Genomic DNA, 17,377 nt, shown 5'->3' with positions numbered 1-17,377 from the left:
TCTGGATAATCCGTTCAGGCGGGCAGCGGCGCGGGCGTGGCGAGATGGCATTCGACCAGCCCCGCCGCGTCGCGGATCGTCTCGGGTCGCCTGGCCTTGCACAGGTCCGTCGCGGCCTTGCAGCGCGGGTGGAAGGCGCAGCCCGAGGGCGGGTCGATCGGGTTCGGATAGGCGAGGCCGAGCTGCGTGTCCGGCACCCCCATCCCCGGATCGGGGGTCAGCACCGAGGCCAGCAGCGCCTCGGCGTAGGGATGGCGCGGGCCGGCGAAAAGCTTCGCCGTCTCCGACACTTCCACGATCCGGCCGAGATACATCACCGCCACCCGGTTCGCGAGATGCTCGACCACCGCAAGGTTGTGGGAGATCAGCAGGTAGGTCAGCCCCAGCTCCTTCTGCAGGTCCAGCAGCAGGTTGAGGATCTGGGACTGCACCGAGACGTCCAGCGCCGAGGTCGGCTCGTCGCAGATCATCACCTCCGGACGCATCACCAGGGCGCGGGCGATGGCCACGCGCTGGCGCTGGCCGCCGGACATCTGGCCGGGATAGCTGTCGGCCACGCGGCGGGGCAGGCCCACGAGATCCAGCGTCTCGGCCACCACCCGCGCCCGGTCGCCCGGGGCGCCGACATCGTGGACCTCAAGGGGCGCGGAGACGATCTGGCTGACCGTCTTGCGCGGGTTGAGCGAGGAATAGGGGTCCTGGAACACCGGCTGGATGCGCCGGGCGCGGGCCTTGCGGTCGGCGGCGGACATCGGCTCTCCGCCCACCAGAACCTCGCCGGAGGACGGCGGCATCAGGCCCAGCAGGATGCGCGACAGGGTGGTCTTGCCGCAGCCGCTCTCGCCCACCAGCCCCAGCACCTCGCCGCGGCGCAGCTGAAGGGACACGTCGTCGACGGCCTTGAGGTTGGTCGAGCCCTTCATCAGCCCGCGGCTGACCTTGAATTGCCGCGAGACGTTCCGGAGTTCGAGCATCGGGGTTTCGTCGGTCGGGGCTTCATGGGCCGGGGCTTCATGGGCCGGGTTTTCGGGGGCGGGGGGGGTCATGCCGCGGCCTCCTCGGTTTCGGCCAGCACGCAGCGCACGGCCCGGCCCTCGCCCAGGGGCGTCAGGCCGATGGGACGCGCGCAGGCCTCGCGCGCCAGCGGGCAGCGCTCACGGAAGCCGCATTCGGTGAACGACCCGATCAGGGAGGGCACCACGCCGGGGACCGAGCCCAGATGCTCGCCGGGTCGGGTGCGGCCCGGGACCGGGATGCAGGACAGCAATCCGCGGGTGTAGGGATGCTGCGGGTCCGAGAAGATCTCGGCCGCGGTCCCGGTTTCGACAACCTCGCCGGCATACATCACCGCCACCCGGTCCGCGATGCGCGCCACGACGCCGAGGTCATGGGTGATGAGCACCAGCGCCAGCCCCATCTCGCGCTTCAGCTCCAGCAGCAGGTGCAGGATCTGGGCCTGGATGGTGACGTCGAGCGCGGTGGTCGGCTCATCGGCGATGATCAGCTCGGGGCCGCACATCAGCGCCATGGCGATCATCACCCGCTGGCGCAGGCCGCCGGAAAGCTGGTGCGGATACTGCGCCAGCCGGCGTTCGGCGGCGGTGATCCCCACCTGCTCCAGCAGGGCGATGGCGCGGGCGCGGGCCTCGGACCGGCTGACCTTGCGATGGGTCAGCAGGGCCTCCATCAGCTGGTCGCCCACCGTGTAGGCGGGGTTCAGCGACGTCATCGGCTCCTGGAAGATCATCGCCATGCGGTCGCCGCGCAGCTTGCGCAGCCCGCGGGGGGACATGCCCTGAAGGCTCTGGCCATCGAAGGCCAGCGCCGCCGCCTCGCGTTTCGCGCGCCGCGGCAGCAGGCCCATGATGGCGAGCGAGGTCAGCGACTTGCCGCAACCGCTCTCGCCCACGATGCACAGGGTCTCGCCGCGGTTCACGTCGAAGGAGACGCCGCGCACCGCGTTCAGCGTGCCGCCGTCCACGGGCAGGGAGACGCGCAGGTCCTCGACCTTGAGAATGGGTATCTCGCTCATGACCGTCCCTCCGGCGCCATCACGTCGCGCAGACCGTCGCCCAGCAGGTTGATCGCCAGCACCAGCACGAACAGCGCGGCGCCCGGAATGGCGATCAGCCAGGGCTTGAAGAACATGGCCTTGCGGCCTTCGGACACCATCAGCCCCCAGGAGGGCGTCGGCGGCTGCACGCCCAGGCCGAGGAAGGACAGCGCGGCTTCCAGCAGGATGGCGTGGGCCATCTCCAGCGTCGCCACCACGATCAGCGCGCCGAGCACGTTGGGCAGGATCTCGGACATCACGATGCGGCTGACCGGCATCCCCAGCGCCTGGGCGGCGGCGACGTATTCATGGTCGCGCACCTGGCGCGTGGCCGATCGCATGACCACCGCGAACCGGTCCCAGAGCAGGAAGCCCAGCACCAGCACCACGACCGTCAGCGACGATCCCGCCACCGCCACCACCGCCAGCGCCACCAGGATCACCGGCATGGACAGGCGGGTGGTGACCACGAAGGTCACGAAATGGTCGATGCGCCCGCCGAAATAGCCGGCGGCGACGCCCATCGCGGTGCCGATCACGCCGGAGATCACCATGGCCACCAGCCCGATGGTCAGCGAGATCCGCGCCCCGTAGATCATCCGGCTGAGATAGTCGCGGCCCAGCTGGTCGGTGCCCAGAAGGTGGTCCGGATGGGGTTTGGCGCCCCAGAACGGGTCGATCAGCCGGGTCGAGAGGCTCTGCGACAGCGGATCGTGGGGGGCCAGAAGCGGGGCCAGGAAGGCCATCGCGATGAAGCCCAGAAGGACGATCGCCCCGAACATCACCCCTCCGTGGCGCAGGGACCGGCGGCGCATGCGCGCCCAGGGGCCGGCGGGGGCTTTGCCGGGGACTTTGCCGGGGCCGGGGGCGGGGGCGGTGGGGCTGGCGGCGGGCGCGGCTTGCATGTCGGTCATGGTCTCAGGCCACCCGGATCCGGGGGTCGAGCCACGCATTGAACAGGTCGGCGACCAGCGCCATCAGGATATAGATGACCGAGAGCATCAGGACGATCCCCTGCACGACGGTGAAATCGGAGCGCTGCAGGGAGATCCAGGCCAGGTGCCCGACCCCCGGCAGCGCGAAGATGGATTCGATGACGATCGAGCCCGAGAGCATGAAGCCGAACTGCACCGCGGCCAGGCTGACCACCGGGATCACCGCGTTGCGCAGCGCATGCTTGAACAGCACCTTGCCGGTCCCCAGCCCCTTGGCATGGGCGGTGCGGATATAGTCGCTCTCCAGCACCTCGATCATGCCGGCGCGGGTCAGGCGCATGATGGCGGGCGTCGCGTAATAGCCCAGCGCGATGGCGGGCATGATGTAGTGATCGAAGCCCCCCGCGCCCGAGATCGGCAGCCAGCGCCACCAGACCCCCATGACCAGCATCAGCAGCAGCGCGAACCAGAAGCTCGGCATCGCCTGGCCCAGCACCGCGATCCACAGAGACAGGCGGTCGATGATGGAATTGGGCCTGAGCGCCGCCGCCACTCCCAGCGGGATCGACAGCGCCACCGCGAAGACCAGCGCCAGCGCGCCGAGCCCCATGGTGACGGGCATCCGCTCGCCGATCAGCTCCACCACCGGCACCCGGAAATAGACCGACTGGCCCAGGTCCCCGGTCAGCGCGTTCCCGGCCCATTCGAAATACTGCACGATCAGCGGCCGGTCGAAGCCGAACTGGATGCGGATCGCCTCGATATCCGCCTCGGTCGCGCCCTCGCCCGCCACCGCCACCGCGATGTCGCCGGAGGCGCGCAGCAGCAGGAAGCTGATGATCGAGACGGTGACCGCCACCGCGAGCGCCAGCGCCGCCCGCTTGAGAAGAAAGCCCAGCATGTCAGGTCAGGTTCCTATGCCGCGCGCGGCGCGGGGAAGGCGGGCGCCCGCAAGGCCGCCCGCCGGGGTCGCGAAACGGCGCGCGGACCGGGCCCGCGCGCCGACGCTCATTTCCAGCGCGCCAGGGCGAAATGCGGGATCTCGTCCGAGGTCGGCGTGAAGTCGAGATCCGAGGTGAAGGCGTAGGTGTAGGGATAGGACCACAGCGGCAGCCAGTAGGCCTCCGCCGCGATCTTCTTGAGCGCCTTCGAATACACGTCCTTGCGGACCTCCGGATCGGTGGAGGTGTCGCCGGTGGTCAGCCACTCGGTGACTTCCGGGTCCTGGTAGATGTCGTCGGCGCCGCCCTTGAAGAACACCGAGGTCGAGGCCGAGATGTCGCCGATCGAGTTCGAGCCCCAGGTCAGATACCCCGCCTGCGACCCGCCCGAACGCACCGCGTCGCGGATGGCGGCGTACTTGCCGTAGTTCATCGTGGCGTCGACGCCGACCTTGGCGAGGTCGCCGATCATGGCCTCGGCCATCTCGCGGTTCCGGTAGACGTCGAGCGTCATGTCGAACCCGTCGGGGAAACCGGCCTCGGCCAGCAGGGCCCTGGCCTTCTCGGGGTCGTGGTCGTAGGCGGTCACGTCCTGCTCGCAGCCGAACTGCTCGGGGAAGCAGGCCGAGTTCACCACCCGCGCGCCGCCCGGGAACAGGTTGTCGACGATGGCCTGGCGGTCGATGGCGTGGGACAGCGCCTGGCGGACCTTGACGTTGGTCAGCGGATGATCGCCCGACGTGCCGGCCGCGTCGAAGCCGAGATAGCCGATGCGCATGGTCTCGGCGTCCACCACCGTCAGGTCGGGCATGGAGCGCAGGCCCTCGGCCTGGTCGACCTCGACCTTCCACATCCAGTCGATGCCGCCGGTCATCAGCTCGGCCAGCTGGGTGTTCTTGTCGGGCAGGGTGCGCATGACCAGCTTGCCGATCTGCGGCGCGCCCTTGGCGTCGTTGGGGAAGTAGCCGTCGTTCTTGACGAATTCGATGGTCTCGCCGCGCACGACGTTCGCGACCTTGTAGGGGCCGGTGCCGATCGGGTTCTTCTCCATCCCGTCCTGGCCGACCTCGGCCATGTATTCGTCGGGATAGATCGGCAGCGGGCTCGCGAGGAATTCGAGCGCGGCGGGGAACGGGTTCTTCAGGTGCAGGCGGACCTTGTAGTCGCCCAGCTTCTCGGCGCCCTTGATCCAGGACACGGTCTGCTGGGACTTCGTCTTGGCCTCGGGGGAGGGGAAGTAGTTGAAGGTGAAGACCACGTCGTCGGCGTCGAATGTCTCGCCGTTATGGAAGGTCACGCCCTCGCGCAGCTCGAAGTCGATGGTGACGTTGTCGACCCAGGTCCAGGACGTCGCCAGCAGGGGCTTGTAGTCGCCGGTATAGGGGTCGCGCCAGATCAGCGTGTCCCAGATCAGCCGGGACAGGATCACGCCGTCGCGCGAGGTCGACTGGTAGAAGTTCAGCGCCTCCACCTCCTGCTCGAAAGCGAAGGTCAGCGTGTCGTCGGCCTTGCCGGCGAGGGCGGGGGTCAGCGGCGCGGCCAGCGCCGCGGCGGCGGCGGCGCCGAGCAGCGCGCGGCGCGCGGAGCGTTGGGCGAGGAAGGTGGTCATGTTGCGTCGATCCCTGTTGAGCGCGATCCGGTCGGGCGGCGGCGGCTGGTTCCCGCTCTGGTGACCCGTTTATTGATGTGCGATACCTTGGATGTGTAGTGCGATAATCAGAGTTGCTGATTCGGATTTGAGCGTCAATCAATTGGTGGCGAGCTCGGCAGGGAGGATCGGCATGAGCGGAGAACGTGGGCAACCATCCGGGGCGCGCGGCAATATTGGGCGCCCGGGAGGCGCCTCGCTCGGGCCGGAGGCGGCCGCCGACCCGCTTTTCATCGCCGCGGTCGAGCGCGCCATGCGGGTGCTGGAGATCGTCTCCCACCGTCACGCGCCGATGAGCCTGACCGAAATCGCCGCCGCGTCGGGCCTGGGCAAGAGCGCGGCGCAGCGGCTGACCCACACGCTGGCGGCGCTGGGCTACCTGTCCAAGGATCCGGAGACCCGGCGCTATGCGGTCACCGTGCGGGCGCTGGACCTGGCCCATGGGTTCCTCAGCGCCGATCCGCTGACCAATGCCGGGCTTCTGCACCTGATCGACACCCGCGAGGCCTGCGGCGAGACCATCAACATGGGGCGGCTGGAGGGGACGGATTTCATCTACACCGCGCGTCTTCCGGCGCGGCGGGCCAACGTCGCCTCGGCGCTGGTCGGGCGTCGGCAGCCGGCCTATTGCGCCTCGGGCGGGCGGGCGATGATGTCGCGCATGTCGCCCGACGACGTGGCGCGGCTGCTCGACGCCCGCCCCCTGGCGGCGCTGACCCCGATGACCCTGACCGATCGCGACCAGGTGCTGGAGCGGATCGACCAGGCCCGGCGGGAGGGGTTCGCGGCCACCGACCAGGAGGTGCTGATGGGCGAGCTCGCGGTCTCGGCCCCGATCACCGATCGCGACGGCGCGCCGATCGGGGCGGTGCAGGGCTCGGTCTCCACCGCGTCCTGGACGCTGGACCGGGTGCGCGCGGAACTGGCGCCCAAGGTGATGGAGGCCGCGCGGCTGATCTCGGCCCCGCGCTACTGACGCGGAGGTGGAGGCGGACGGGGCGCGGAAGGGGGCGCGGATGCGGGGAGGCCGGCGTCAGCCGATCAGGCCGAGCCGCCGCCCCACCGCCACCGCCTGCGTGCGCGAGGACGCATCGAGCTTGGAATTGATGTTGCGCAGATGGGTGCGCACCGTGCTGTCGGACACGCAGAGCTTCGCGGCCATGGCGGCGTTGGAATAGCCCTCCGCCAGCAGCGCCAGGATCTGCGTCTCCTTCTGGGTCAGCGCGTCCAGCGGCGCCGCGAGGCCGCGCCCCGTTCCGCTTTCCGCCGCGGACCGGTTCGCGGGGACGGGTTGCGGCAGGGCCGCGGTCAGGTCCTGAAGCCAGGACCGGAAATGCGGATCCGGGGCGAGCGGCGCGTCGGCGGGCGAGATCGTGGGGACCGCGGCGCGGATCGCCTCGGCGACGGGCGCGCCCTCGTCGAGGATCAGGCGCATCAGGCCCTCGCGCGCGGCTTCGCTCAGCACCTCGCGCAGCACCCGCGCGGCGTCGTGGGGCGCGCCGGCCTGATGCAATGCCGCGCCTTCCAGCAGACGCAGGGCGCCGGCCCTACGCAGGCGGCGGTCGGCGCGGGCGGCGGCGATCTCCTGCCGCAGGCGCGGCAGGGCCTCGGCGCCCCGGCCCTCGGCCAGGTCCAGCCGCAGCGAGGACAGTTCGGGATAAAGCAGGTCGTTGGCCCGATAGCGCAGCCCCCGCGCCCGGTCCCAGACCGCGGGGTCGCCGGCGAGCGCGACCTGTTCGCGCGCCGCCTCCGCCTGGCCCCGGTTCATCAGCGCGCGGGCCCGCTCCAGCCGGGCGGAGGCCGCGGCGCGGGGCAGGGCGCGGCGATGGCCCAGATGCTCCAGTTCGCCCAGCAGGTCGTAGGCCTCGTCCAGCTCGCCGTCCTCGAAGGCGATCCGCGACAGCATGACATGGCCCTGGATCAGGTGATCCAGCAAACCCACGTCCCGCGCCATGGGCAGATGCAGATGCAGCAGATGCGCGGCCTGGCGCAGGTCGTTGGCCTCGTAGACCGCGACCGCGTGCAGAAGCGCGGCGTAGCCGTTGCCGTCGGCGCGGCCCGCCCCGGTCCTCCCGCTGGCGGCGAGCGCCAGCCGGAAGCGGGCGGCGGCGTCGCGGCAGCGGCCTTCGTTGAGGTCGATGATGCCCTCGGTGGCCTCGGCATACATGATGTTGAAGGCGTTGGCGCCGGGCTCCGGCGGCTCCGGGGGCGCCGCGTCGGGGGAGGTCGCCCTTCGCGCGCGCGCAAGGTTGGCGCGGGCTTCGTCCACCGCGCCGACCACGGTGAACACGTTCGTCATGCAGTTGGCCAGCACCCCGGCCGCATAGCGCGAACGCAGGGGCTGGTCGTCCAGCGCGAGGCGCCCGGCGGCGTAGGCGCCCGGATAGTCGTCGATCATCGACAGCAGCAGCGGGCGGACGGCCCGGGCCTCCGCCCGCAACGCGGGGTCGTCGGAGGCCTCCAGCGCCGAGGCCTCCAGCATGGCCAGCGTGTCCTGGGGCGCGCGGGTGAAACAGGCGGTCCAGATGCGCACCAGCCGCAGGCCGGGACGGCTGTCCAGCGCCGCGTCGGGCAGCGCCTCGAACCAGCGGGCCAGCAGGCGCACGCGCCCCTGCTCCAGATAGCCGCGGGCGTGGCGTTCCAGCAGGAAGGCGGCGCCCTCCGCGTCGCCCCCCTCCACGCAATGGTCGATGGCCGAGGCCGGGCGTCCGGCCTCCGCATACCAGCGCGCGGCGGCGGCGTGCAGGGCGGGGGCGGCGCCGGGCATGCGGCGCTCCAGCCGGTCGCGCAGGAAATCGGCGAACAGGCTGTGATAGCGATAGCTGCGCTCCTTCCCCTCCGCCGGCGACAGCAGGATGTTGCCCGAGGCCAGCGTCTCCAGGATCTCGGCCGAGCCGCCCGGCGGATGCAGCGCGTCGCACAGATCGGGGTCGAGCTGGCGCAGGATCGAGGTGCGGAGCAGGAAATCCAGCCGCTCCGGCGGCTGGCCGGCCAGCACGTCCTCGGCCAGATAGTCGGCCACGGCGCCCTCGGATCCGGTGAACCGGGTCACGAAATCGCTCGCCCGCGACCGCCGCTCCAGCGCCACGGCGGCGAGCCGCAGGGCGGCCGGCCAGCCCTCGGTCTTGCGGTGCAGGCCCATCAGCTCGGCATGGGTCAGCGGCAGCTTGCAGCGACGCGCGAGAAAGGCGTGGGCGTCGGCTTCGGAAAAGCGCAGGTCGGCGGCGTCGGCCTCCATCAGCGCGCCGCGGGCCCGCAGCCGGGCGAGCCCCAGCGCCGGCGGCGTGCGGGACCCGACCACGAGCCGGGCGCCGGGGGGCAGGGCCTGGATCAGCTCCTTGACCAGGCTCAGCGCCGCGTCCTCCCGGATCGCCTCGAAATCGTCGAGGAACAGCGCGAAGGGCCCCGTCAGGCGGGCGGCGCGGTCGAGCAGGGCGAAGCCGCGGCCGGCGGCCTCCGAGGGCGGCGGGGCGGGGGCGTCGCGGTCGAGCCCGATGTCGTCCAGCGCCGCGTCGAGGCTGACCGCAAGCTGCAGGGCGTCGTTGTCGGCGGCGTCCAGCGTCAGCCAGGCGCAGGCCAGTCCGGCGGCGGAGAGATGTTCGCGCATCTCGGCCATGAACGTGGTCTTGCCGAAACCGGAGGGGGCGCGGATCAGGGTCAGCGCGGGTCCGCCCGGCGCGCAGACCCGCGCCGCCAGCGCCGCGCGCGCCACATGGTCGGCCATCAGCCTCGGGGGGCGGAGTTTGCCCAGCGTGACGGGCCGCGGCGGGATGGGGCGCGGCGGGGCGCGATGCGGTGGATCGGGGCGCGGCGGTTCGGCGGGACGGAGGGGCGGCGAGGCGGCGCCGGGGGCGGAAACGGCCGCCGCGGCGGGCGTCGGCATGCCGGCATCGGGGCGCGGGTCCGTGCCGTCGCCCGCGGCGGGCCCGACGCTGGGCGCCGCGCCGGCGCGCGCGGCCGGACGCAAGGTCGTTTCTGCTCGCCGGGTCATCCTCTCTCCCGTCGGACCTCCCGAATCGCCGGGCCGGGAGACAGGCCCGGGCGACGTCCGGGCCGCAAGCTGGACCCTTGGCCGGCTCGGGTCCAGTCCCGCAATGCGGAACACACGCGGCGCGCGTCGTTGCGGCGCGCCTCCCCCTGCGCCTCTCCGCCTTCCCGCTTACGCTCCGCTTTCGCAGAGTTCCCGCAGCATTCCGGGGCCCTGCGGACCCGGCTTCCGTCGGGGCCTTCCGCCCGAAATCGTCGGTTCCGACGATCCCCCGGCGCCGGCCCTTCGTTAGCGTGGGAAGGCTTGCACGGCGCGCGGACCACAAGAAGGCGCCGGCGAAGGGAGGACGACTTGACCACCGTATTCGGGCTGCTCGACCGAGCGGCGCTCTGGCTCGCGCGCATCGGCGCCGGCGGCGCGCTGCTCGCGCTCGGGGCGATGATGATCCATATCTGCGCCGACGCGTTCTCGCGCTGGCTGTTCAGCGCGCCCATCGCCGGAACGCTGGAGATCGTCGCCCACTACTACATGACCGCCGTCGTGTTCCTGCCGCTGGCGCTGGTCCAGCGCGCGCGGGAGCACATCACCGTCGACGTCTTCTCGCAGTTGCTGCCGGCGTCCTGGGTCCGCGTCTGCGACCGGATCGCGCTGGTGCTGACCCTGCTGCTGACCGGCGCCTTCACCGTCGCCGCCTTCCAGCAGGCCCTGCGCGAGACCTCCAAGAACGCCTATCTCGACGTGATCTTCTTCGACCTGTCGATCTGGGAGACGTTCTGGGTGATGGCGGCCGGCGCCTTCTTCGTGGCGCTGGCGGCGCTGGTCGGCCTGATCGCCGAACTGACCGGGTGGCGGGAGCGCGGCGTGAACCGCGACCATCACGACCTCGGGGAGAGCCACCCGTGAACGAGTCGCTCACCATCGTCCTGATCGCGGTCGGCATCCTGCTGGTCCTGTTCATCATCCGCGTGCCCATCGCCATCGCGCTCGGCATCGTCTCCTTCGGCGGCATCACCTATGTGCGCGGCTTCGACGCCGCCTGGGGAGCGCTGCGCACGGCCCCCTACGAATTCGGCGCCCACTGGTCGCTGTCGGCCATCCCGATGTTCCTGCTGATGGGGGCGGCGTCGTTCCGCGGCGGGCTGACGGGATCGTTGTTCGAGGCGATGCGGGTCTGGTTCGGGCGGCTGCCCGGGGGGCTCGCGGTCGCCACCAACCTGGCCTCCGCGGTCTTCGCGGCGGCCTCGGGGTCGTCGGTCGCGTCCTCCGCCGCCATGTCGCGCATCGCGGTGCCCGAGATGCTGAAGTCGAACTACCACCCCTCGCTCGCCACCGGCGTGGTCGCGGCCTCGGGCACGCTGGGGGCGCTGATCCCGCCCTCGATCATCTTCGTGATCTTCGGCTGGTACACCCAGACCTCCATCGGCGATCTGCTGATGGCGGGGGTGATCCCGGGCCTGCTGACCGCGGCCTGCTACACCGCGCTGATCCTCGGCATCGCCATCTGGAAGCCGGAGATGGCGCCCCGCGACACCCGCCTGCCCACGATGTCCGAGAAGATCCGGGTGCTGGGCTCGATCTGGCCGGTGCCGGTGCTGATCGTGGCGGTGATCGGGTCGATCTATTCGGGCTTCGCCACCGCGACCGAGGCCGCCGCGCTGGGCGCCGCCGCCGCCATCATCCTGTGCGCCGTCCGGGGCACGCTGACCCGGACCACGGCCACCGAGATGGCGATGGACGTGATCAAGGGCGTCGGCTCGATCTTCTTCATCGCGCTGGGCGCGTCGCTGCTGACCCGCTTTCTCGCGCTGTCGGGTTTCCCGAGCTACATGAACGGGCTGGCCGACACGATCGAGTTCACGCCGCTGATGGTGATCGCGGTGCTGGTCGTGGTCTACCTGATCCTCGGCGCCTTCCTGGACCCGATCGGGATCATGCTGATCACGCTGCCGATCCTGCTGCCGCTGTTCAAGGCGGCCGGGCTCGACCTGATCTGGATGGGCGTGATCGTGGTCAAGATGATCGAGATCGGGATGCTCACCCCGCCCGTCGGACTGAACGTCTTCGTGGTGAAAGCCTCGATCGGCGACGCGGTCCCGCTGGGCGCGATCTTCAAGGGCGTGATCTGGTTTCTCGCCGCCGAGATCGTGATCATGACCCTGCTCGTCGCCTTCCCCGAGCTCAGCCTCTGGCTGCCCAGCCTGATCCAGCGCTGAGCCCGCTTTCCACGCCGCATGTCGCGGCCGGCCGGAGGGGGCGTCTTCCCCTCCGGCGACTTTCCCGCAGATCACCCGCCGGACGCACGCCCCGACAGAAGGGTCGCGCCGGCAGAGAGGAACGCCAGATGACTCCCGTTCTCCGCCAGGGTCTCCCCACCCTTTTCCCGCGCGGCATCGCCCGCGTCGCGCCCGCCGCCGCCGTCGCCGCCCTGATGGCCGGCGCCCCGGCCCAGGCGGTCGAGCTGATCTACGGCACGCATATCCCGTCCTCGCACATCACCGCCGACGCCGCGGTCGTGCCCTTCTTCAAGGGCGTGGAGGCGGCCACCGGCGGCGAGGTCGTGATCCAGCCCCAGTGGGCCGGCGCCGTCGCCAAGGAATCCGGCATTCCCGGCGCCATCGAGGGCGGGCTGATCGACATGGGCTTCATGGCCGATGTCTACGCCGCCGCCGACCTGCCGAACTCGGTGATGTTCACCTCGATCGTCATGGGCGGGACCGACAACCGGGTGATGACCGGCGTCGCCTCCGAGGCCCGGCTGATCGGCTGCGAAAGCTGCGACGAGGAGCTGGCCGAGTTCGACGCCTTCCTGCTGTCGGCCTCGTCGCTGCCGCCCCAGTATCTGATGTGCCGCGAGCCGCTCGCCAGCATGGACGACCTGAAGGGCCGCAAGGTCCGCGCCACCGGCCCGCTGGCCCGCGTGATGGCCAAATGGGGCGCCACCCCCGTGGCCCTGCCGACCTCGGACGCCTACGAGTCGCTAGAGCGCGGACAGGTCGACTGCACCACCGGCATCGAAACCTTCATGAAGGACTATTCCTGGTGGGACAGCGCCAAATACGTGCTCGACCTGCCGCTCGGCACCTATCACGGCGCCCTCACCGTCATGTCGAAAAGCAAGTTCGACAGCCTGTCTGACGCGGGCAAGGAGGCCGTGCTCGGGTTGCAGGCCAAGCTGACCGCCGACACCGCCTTCGCCTATTACAACGAGACCAAGACCGTGCGTGACGAGGCGATGTCCGAGCATGGCGTGACCTATGTGACGCCGGGCCAGGACTTTCTGGACGCCAAGGCGTCCTTCGCGGAGGGCGAGGTGGCCGAGGCCGTGGCCAATGGCGACAAGCGCGGCGCCGCCGACGCCGCCGGCAAGGCCGCCCGCCTGGCCGAGCTGACCGAGAAGTGGACCGCCATCGTCGCCGAGACGGGCGAGGACCAGGCCGCCTTCGAAGCGGCGCTGGATCGCGAGATCTACTCCGGGCTCGATCGCTGAACCCGGGCCGGGGCGTCGCGCAGGCGACGTCCCGGGCCAGGCGCGTTCCGGCGGGACCGGGACCGCGCCGAACCATGACGACACCGCCGCCCAGGGAGGGCCGGCGACAGCCCAGGGAGGACCCAGACATGACCCGGATCCATCGGACCCATCGCATCGCCCGGCCGCTGGCCGCCGCCTCGGCCCTGGCGTTCGCCGCCGTGGCCGCCGCGCCCGCCGGCGCGGACGAGCTGGTCTACGGCACCCATGTGCCCTCGACCCATTCCACCGCCGACACCGTCATCGTGCCGTGGATCGACGCCGTGAAGGACGCCACCGGCGGCGACTACGAGATCACCATGCAGTGGGGCGGCGCGGTCGCCAAGAACGCCGCCATCCCCGGCGCCATCCGCGACGGGCTGATCGACATGGGCCTGATGCCCGACGTCTATTCGCCCGGCGAGTTCCCCAGCTCGGTGGTCATCACCTCCATCGCGCTGCCCGGCACCGACATCCGCGTGATGACCGGCGTCGCCTCCGAGGCGCGGATGCTGAACTGTCCGGGCTGCGTCGAGGAATTCGCCGAGACCGACACGGTCCTGATCTCCTCCAGCGCCATCGCGCCCCAATACCTGATGTGCAAGGAGCCGGTGACGTCGCTGGCCGATCTCTCGGGCAAGAAGGTCCGCGCCTCGGGCGCCCCCGCCCGGGTCATGGCGGCCCTGGGCGCGACCCCCGTGGCCCTTCAGTTCACCGACACCTACGAGGCCATGGAGCGCGGCCAGGTCGACTGCACCACCGGCGTCGAGACCTTCATGAAGGACTACAACTGGTGGGACAGCGGCAAATACGTGCTGGAACTGCCGCTGGGCACCTATCACGGCGTGCTGATCCTCATGAACAAGTACAAGTATGAGGACATGGCCCCCGAAACCCGCGAGGCCTTCGACGCCACCCTCGCCGGGATGACCGCGGACTACGCCTTCGTCTACACCGAGGAGACCGAGCTCGCCCGCAAGCTGGCCGTGGAAGAGCATGGCGTGACCTATGTCGCGCCCGACCAGGACATCCTCGACGCCATCGAGGCCTTCAAGGTCGAGGAGCTCAAGGCCGCGGTGGAGACCGGCGAGAAGCGCGGCGCCGTGAACCCGCAGGGCCTGGCCGACCTGACGCTCGACCTGATCGAGAAGTGGACCGCCATCGTCGCGGAAGAGGGCGGCGACCGCGCCGGCTTCACCGCCGCCCTGCAGCGCGAGGTCTACGACAAGGTCGAGCGCTGATCCCGGCCCGAGGGGCGGCCCTTCGGGGGCGCCCCTTTTCGCCCGGGCCGTCTCCGTCGTCCGGGCTCTGGACAGGGGTCTCGGCGGGGGCGGCGACGGCGGCGGCGACCCGCTTTGCGCGCAAGTCCGGGGCGCGCGGCGCGGCTAGCGTCGGGGTCGCCCGCGTCTCGCGGCATCGCCAGCCGGAGGCGCGTTCCCAGGCGTGCCGCAACGCCCCGCCGCCGTCGCGACGGGGGACGAAACGGCGGCGCGCCGGCCGCCCGGATTTCCACGGCGCCCCCCCCTTGTCAGCGCAGGACCCCCCCGATGTCCCAGACCCACGGCGCCCGGACCGGGTTCCTCTCTCCCTATCGCGTGCTCGACCTGACCGATCACCGCGGCGCGCTGGCCGGGCGCATCTTCGCCCAGCTCGGCGCCGACGTGGTGCAGGTGGAGCCGCCCGAGGGCGTCGACGCCCGCCGCATCGGCCCCTTCGCGCCCGACGGCCGCTCGATGACCTGGGCCGCGCACGGGGCGGGCAAGCGCAGCCTGGTGCTCGACCCCGAGCGCAGCGCCCATCGCGAGCTGTTGCGCGACCTCGTGGCCCGGGCCGATTTCGTGCTGGAATCCCGCGCGCCGGGCGAGCCCGCCTGGCTGGGGCCCGAGGTGATCGAGGCCGCCAATCCCGCCGCCATCCATGTGCGGATCACCCCGTTCGGGCTGACCGGACCGCGCGCGGCCGACCCCGCCACGGATCTCACGCTCTGGGCCGCGGGGGGGCCGCTTCTGCCCACCGCCGTCGACGGCGACCCGCCGGTGCGCATGTCCGTGCCGCAGGCCTGGGCCCATGCCGCCGCCGACGCCGTGGGGGGGTCGCTCGTCGCCCATTTCGCGCGGCTGGAGACCGGGCGGGGGCAGGGGGTCGAGGTCTCCGCCCTGCGCTCGGCCACGCAATGCACGCTGTCGGCCAGCCTCGCGCCCGCCATCGGCCATGCGGGCTTCGCCCTGCGCCCCAGCTTCGCCGCTCCGGGCTCGTCCCGCCGCGGCCCGATGAAATCCAAGTGGCGGGGACGCGACGGGTTGCTGGAGATGCCCTTCGCCATGGGCCCGGCCACCGGCGCCTTCACCAACGCCTTCTTCGCCTGGATGCATGAACGCGGCGCCCTGTCGGAACGCTTCGCGGCCTGGGATTTCCGCACGCTGCCCGCCCGCCTGCTGGCCGGCGAGATCCCCGATGAAGCCATCGAGACCCTGCAGGCCGAGACCGCCGCCTTCCTGGCCGGCATCGGCGCGGTCGAGGCGGTGGAGACGGCCATCGCCCGCCGCCTCCTGCTCGCCCCCATCGCCACGATCCGCGACCTGGTCGAGAGCCCGCATCTCGCCGCCCGCGATTTCTGGGAGACCAGCGCCGACGCCGAGGGGCGGGAGATCACGCTTCCCGGCCCGCTGGCGCGCACGGAAGTCCCGGCCTTCGCCGGCCCCCGCCCCGCGCCGGCGAAGGGCGAGCATTCCGACGAGGTGCTCAACGACTGGCTCGGCGGCCCGGACGCCGAGCGCGCGCCCGTCCGCCCGGCGAAGGCGGGCGGGGCGCTGGCGGGGCTGAAGGTGCTGGACCTCGCCTGGGTGGTGGCCGGTCCGATGGTGGGCCGCAACCTCGCCGATCACGGCGCGACGGTGCTGCGGGTCGAAAGCTCCCGCCGGATCGAGGCGGGGCGCAATTCCGGCCCCTACAAGGACGGCGTCTACGACCCGGCCCTGTCGGCGCTGTTCCAGAACTGCAATGCGGGCAAGCGGGGCCTCTGCCTCGACCTGACGCAGGAGGCGGGGCGCGCGGTGGTGCGCGACCTGGTGAAATGGGCCGACCTGGTGGTGGAGAGCTTCGCGCCCGGCCGGATGGACGCCTGGGGGCTGGGCTATGACGCCCTGCGCGAGATCAACCCGGAGATCATCCTGCTCAGCTCCTCGCTGATGGGGCAGACCGGGCCCTGGGCGAAGCTCGCGGGGTTCGGCAATGTCGGCGCGGCGATGTCCGGCGCGCAGGCGCTGGCCGGGGTTCCGGGGCGGATGCCGGTGGGGCCGTCGGGGCCGTACACGGATTTCGTCGGACCGCGCTACGGGCTGGCGCTGGTGCTGTCGGCGCTGGACTGGCGGCGGCGGACCGGGCGGGGCTGCTGGCTGGACCTGTCGCAGGGGGAGGCGGGGATCCAGTTCCTCGCCCCCGCCGCGGCGGATTACGCCGCCACCGGGCGCGTGGCTGAGGCCGACGGCTGCCGCGATCCCGGCATGGCCCCGCATGGCGTGTTCCCCTGCGCGCCCGGCGCGGACGGGGCGCCGCGCTGGCTGGCGCTGGCGGTGCGCGACGACGCCGACTGGCGGGCGCTGACCGCCGCCCTCGGGCGCGCGGACTGGGCCGCGGACCCGGCGCTGGCCGATCTCGCGGGGCGCAAGGCGGCGGAGGCGGCGCTGGACGCCGGCCTCGCCGAATGGACCGCGGCGCGCGGGGCGGAGGCGGCGGAGGCGGCGCTGCTCGCCGCCGGGGTTCCGGCGCACCGGGTCGCGGACTACGCGGATCTCTGGGCCGATCCGCAGCTTTCGCATGACGGGCACTGGATCTCCCTGCCGCATCCGCTGGCCGGCGAGACCTGGGTGGAGGCCTGCCGCTTCCGCCTCTCGGCCACGCCCGGCGCGCCGGCGCGCTGCGCGCCGACCTTCGGGCGGGACCGCGACTGGGCGTTGGCCGAGACGCTGGGATATGATCCCGAACGCATCGCGGCGCTGGAGGCGGCGGGCGCGCTGTCCTGAGCCGCCGCCCCCGCCTGCAACGCCGCCTTCACATCCGCCTGCGCCGCCGCCGCGTCTTGCCCTTTTTCCCTTGCCCGCGCCTGACCGATGTCAGGCGTCGCCGTTCGAGAGATGGTTTCACGCGGCGCCGATTTGTGTCGGACAAACTGCTTTACCAGGGCGCCTTAAGTGCGTAATTAAAGTGGAGCCGAAGTCGTTAAGGGAACGATTGATCGCTAGCGCACGGTGCGCGATCATGGATAAAACGACCGGCGCAGAGGGGCCTCGAAGCCCCCGCAGGGAGGA

Annotated in this window: 12 protein-coding genes; 6 read left to right on the top strand and 6 right to left on the bottom strand. The window is 71.7% G+C overall.

Annotated elements, in window-relative coordinates:
* Positions 1 to 14 precede the first annotated feature (14 nt).
* The 5 genes from BLV24_RS13875 to BLV24_RS13855 all read right to left on the bottom strand — a co-directional run bounded on the left by BLV24_RS13875 (position 15) and on the right by BLV24_RS13855 (position 5,538).
* The gene (locus tag BLV24_RS13875) at positions 15 to 974 is read right to left on the bottom strand and encodes an ABC transporter ATP-binding protein (protein ID WP_092682926.1); all 960 of its coding nucleotides are present in this window, start codon (positions 972 to 974) and stop codon (positions 15 to 17) included.
* 68 nt (positions 975 to 1,042) lie between these two features.
* Entirely contained in the window at positions 1,043 to 2,032 is a 990-nt protein-coding gene (locus BLV24_RS13870) for an ABC transporter ATP-binding protein (protein WP_092682725.1), read from the bottom strand.
* Positions 2,029 to 2,868 (bottom strand): ABC transporter permease, encoded by an 840-nt coding sequence (locus BLV24_RS13865; RefSeq protein ID WP_218133424.1) that lies wholly within the window; start codon positions 2,866 to 2,868, stop codon positions 2,029 to 2,031. Before BLV24_RS13865 ends, BLV24_RS13870 begins: the two co-directional genes overlap by 4 nt.
* Positions 2,869 to 2,971: 103 nt before the next feature.
* Positions 2,972 to 3,889: an ABC transporter permease gene (locus tag BLV24_RS13860; RefSeq protein ID WP_092682721.1), complete on the bottom strand. Its 918-nt coding sequence runs from the start codon at positions 3,887 to 3,889 to the stop codon at positions 2,972 to 2,974.
* A gap of 107 nt (positions 3,890 to 3,996) precedes the next feature.
* Positions 3,997 to 5,538, bottom strand: a complete 1,542-nt coding sequence (locus BLV24_RS13855; RefSeq protein ID WP_092682719.1) for an ABC transporter substrate-binding protein — start codon at positions 5,536 to 5,538, stop codon at positions 3,997 to 3,999.
* Positions 5,539 to 5,710: 172 nt separating this feature from the next.
* Here BLV24_RS13855 and BLV24_RS13850 point away from each other — a divergent pair, with 172 nt between their 5' ends.
* A complete protein-coding gene (locus BLV24_RS13850) occupies positions 5,711 to 6,553 on the top strand; it encodes an IclR family transcriptional regulator (protein WP_176954760.1) in 843 nt (280 codons plus the stop codon).
* Between the two features lie 57 nt (positions 6,554 to 6,610).
* Here BLV24_RS13850 and BLV24_RS13845 read toward each other — a convergent pair whose 3' ends face one another.
* Positions 6,611 to 9,301 (bottom strand): winged helix-turn-helix domain-containing protein, encoded by a 2,691-nt coding sequence (locus BLV24_RS13845; RefSeq protein ID WP_143040315.1) that lies wholly within the window; start codon positions 9,299 to 9,301, stop codon positions 6,611 to 6,613.
* Positions 9,302 to 9,916: 615 nt separating this feature from the next.
* Here BLV24_RS13845 and BLV24_RS22010 point away from each other — a divergent pair.
* The 5 genes from BLV24_RS22010 (at position 9,917) to BLV24_RS13820 (ending at position 17,092) form a co-directional block, all read left to right on the top strand.
* Positions 9,917 to 10,468: a TRAP transporter small permease gene (locus BLV24_RS22010; protein WP_176954759.1), complete on the top strand. Its 552-nt coding sequence runs from the start codon at positions 9,917 to 9,919 to the stop codon at positions 10,466 to 10,468.
* Positions 10,465 to 11,778 (top strand): TRAP transporter large permease, encoded by a 1,314-nt coding sequence (locus tag BLV24_RS13835; RefSeq protein WP_092682713.1) that lies wholly within the window; start codon positions 10,465 to 10,467, stop codon positions 11,776 to 11,778. Before BLV24_RS22010 ends, BLV24_RS13835 begins: the two co-directional genes overlap by 4 nt.
* Before the next feature lie 128 nt (positions 11,779 to 11,906).
* Entirely contained in the window at positions 11,907 to 13,052 is a 1,146-nt protein-coding gene (gene dctP, locus BLV24_RS13830) for a TRAP transporter substrate-binding protein DctP (protein ID WP_092682711.1), read from the top strand.
* Positions 13,053 to 13,180: 128 nt separating this feature from the next.
* Complete coding sequence (locus BLV24_RS13825; RefSeq protein ID WP_176954758.1) at positions 13,181 to 14,311, top strand: C4-dicarboxylate TRAP transporter substrate-binding protein; 1,131 nt, start codon at positions 13,181 to 13,183, stop codon at positions 14,309 to 14,311.
* Positions 14,312 to 14,617: 306 nt separating this feature from the next.
* Entirely contained in the window at positions 14,618 to 17,092 is a 2,475-nt protein-coding gene (locus BLV24_RS13820) for a CaiB/BaiF CoA-transferase family protein (protein WP_092682707.1), read from the top strand.
* Positions 17,093 to 17,377 lie beyond the last annotated feature (285 nt).

Origin of the sequence: Albimonas donghaensis (genome assembly GCF_900106695.1) — a bacterium.
Taxonomy (GTDB): domain Bacteria; phylum Pseudomonadota; class Alphaproteobacteria; order Rhodobacterales; family Rhodobacteraceae; genus Albimonas; species Albimonas donghaensis.
This window is presented reverse-complemented; position numbering and strand designations above follow the sequence as displayed.

Excerpts from the sequence above, each read along its gene's own strand:
- BLV24_RS13875 (WP_092682926.1), bottom strand. The coding sequence starts at position 974 with ATGCTCGAACTCCGGAACGTCTCGCGGCAATTCAAGGTCAGCCGCGGG.
- BLV24_RS13870 (WP_092682725.1), bottom strand. The coding sequence starts at position 2,032 with ATGAGCGAGATACCCATTCTCAAGGTCGAGGACCTGCGCGTCTCCCTG.
- BLV24_RS13865 (WP_218133424.1), bottom strand. The coding sequence starts at position 2,868 with ATGCGCCGCCGGTCCCTGCGCCACGGAGGGGTGATGTTCGGGGCGATC.
- BLV24_RS13860 (WP_092682721.1), bottom strand. The coding sequence starts at position 3,889 with ATGCTGGGCTTTCTTCTCAAGCGGGCGGCGCTGGCGCTCGCGGTGGCG.
- BLV24_RS13855 (WP_092682719.1), bottom strand. The coding sequence starts at position 5,538 with ATGACCACCTTCCTCGCCCAACGCTCCGCGCGCCGCGCGCTGCTCGGC.
- BLV24_RS13850 (WP_176954760.1), top strand. The coding sequence starts at position 5,711 with ATGAGCGGAGAACGTGGGCAACCATCCGGGGCGCGCGGCAATATTGGG.
- BLV24_RS13845 (WP_143040315.1), bottom strand. The coding sequence starts at position 9,301 with ATGGCCGACCATGTGGCGCGCGCGGCGCTGGCGGCGCGGGTCTGCGCG.
- dctP (WP_092682711.1), top strand. The coding sequence starts at position 11,907 with ATGACTCCCGTTCTCCGCCAGGGTCTCCCCACCCTTTTCCCGCGCGGC.
- BLV24_RS13825 (WP_176954758.1), top strand. The coding sequence starts at position 13,181 with ATGACCCGGATCCATCGGACCCATCGCATCGCCCGGCCGCTGGCCGCC.
- BLV24_RS13820 (WP_092682707.1), top strand. The coding sequence starts at position 14,618 with ATGTCCCAGACCCACGGCGCCCGGACCGGGTTCCTCTCTCCCTATCGC.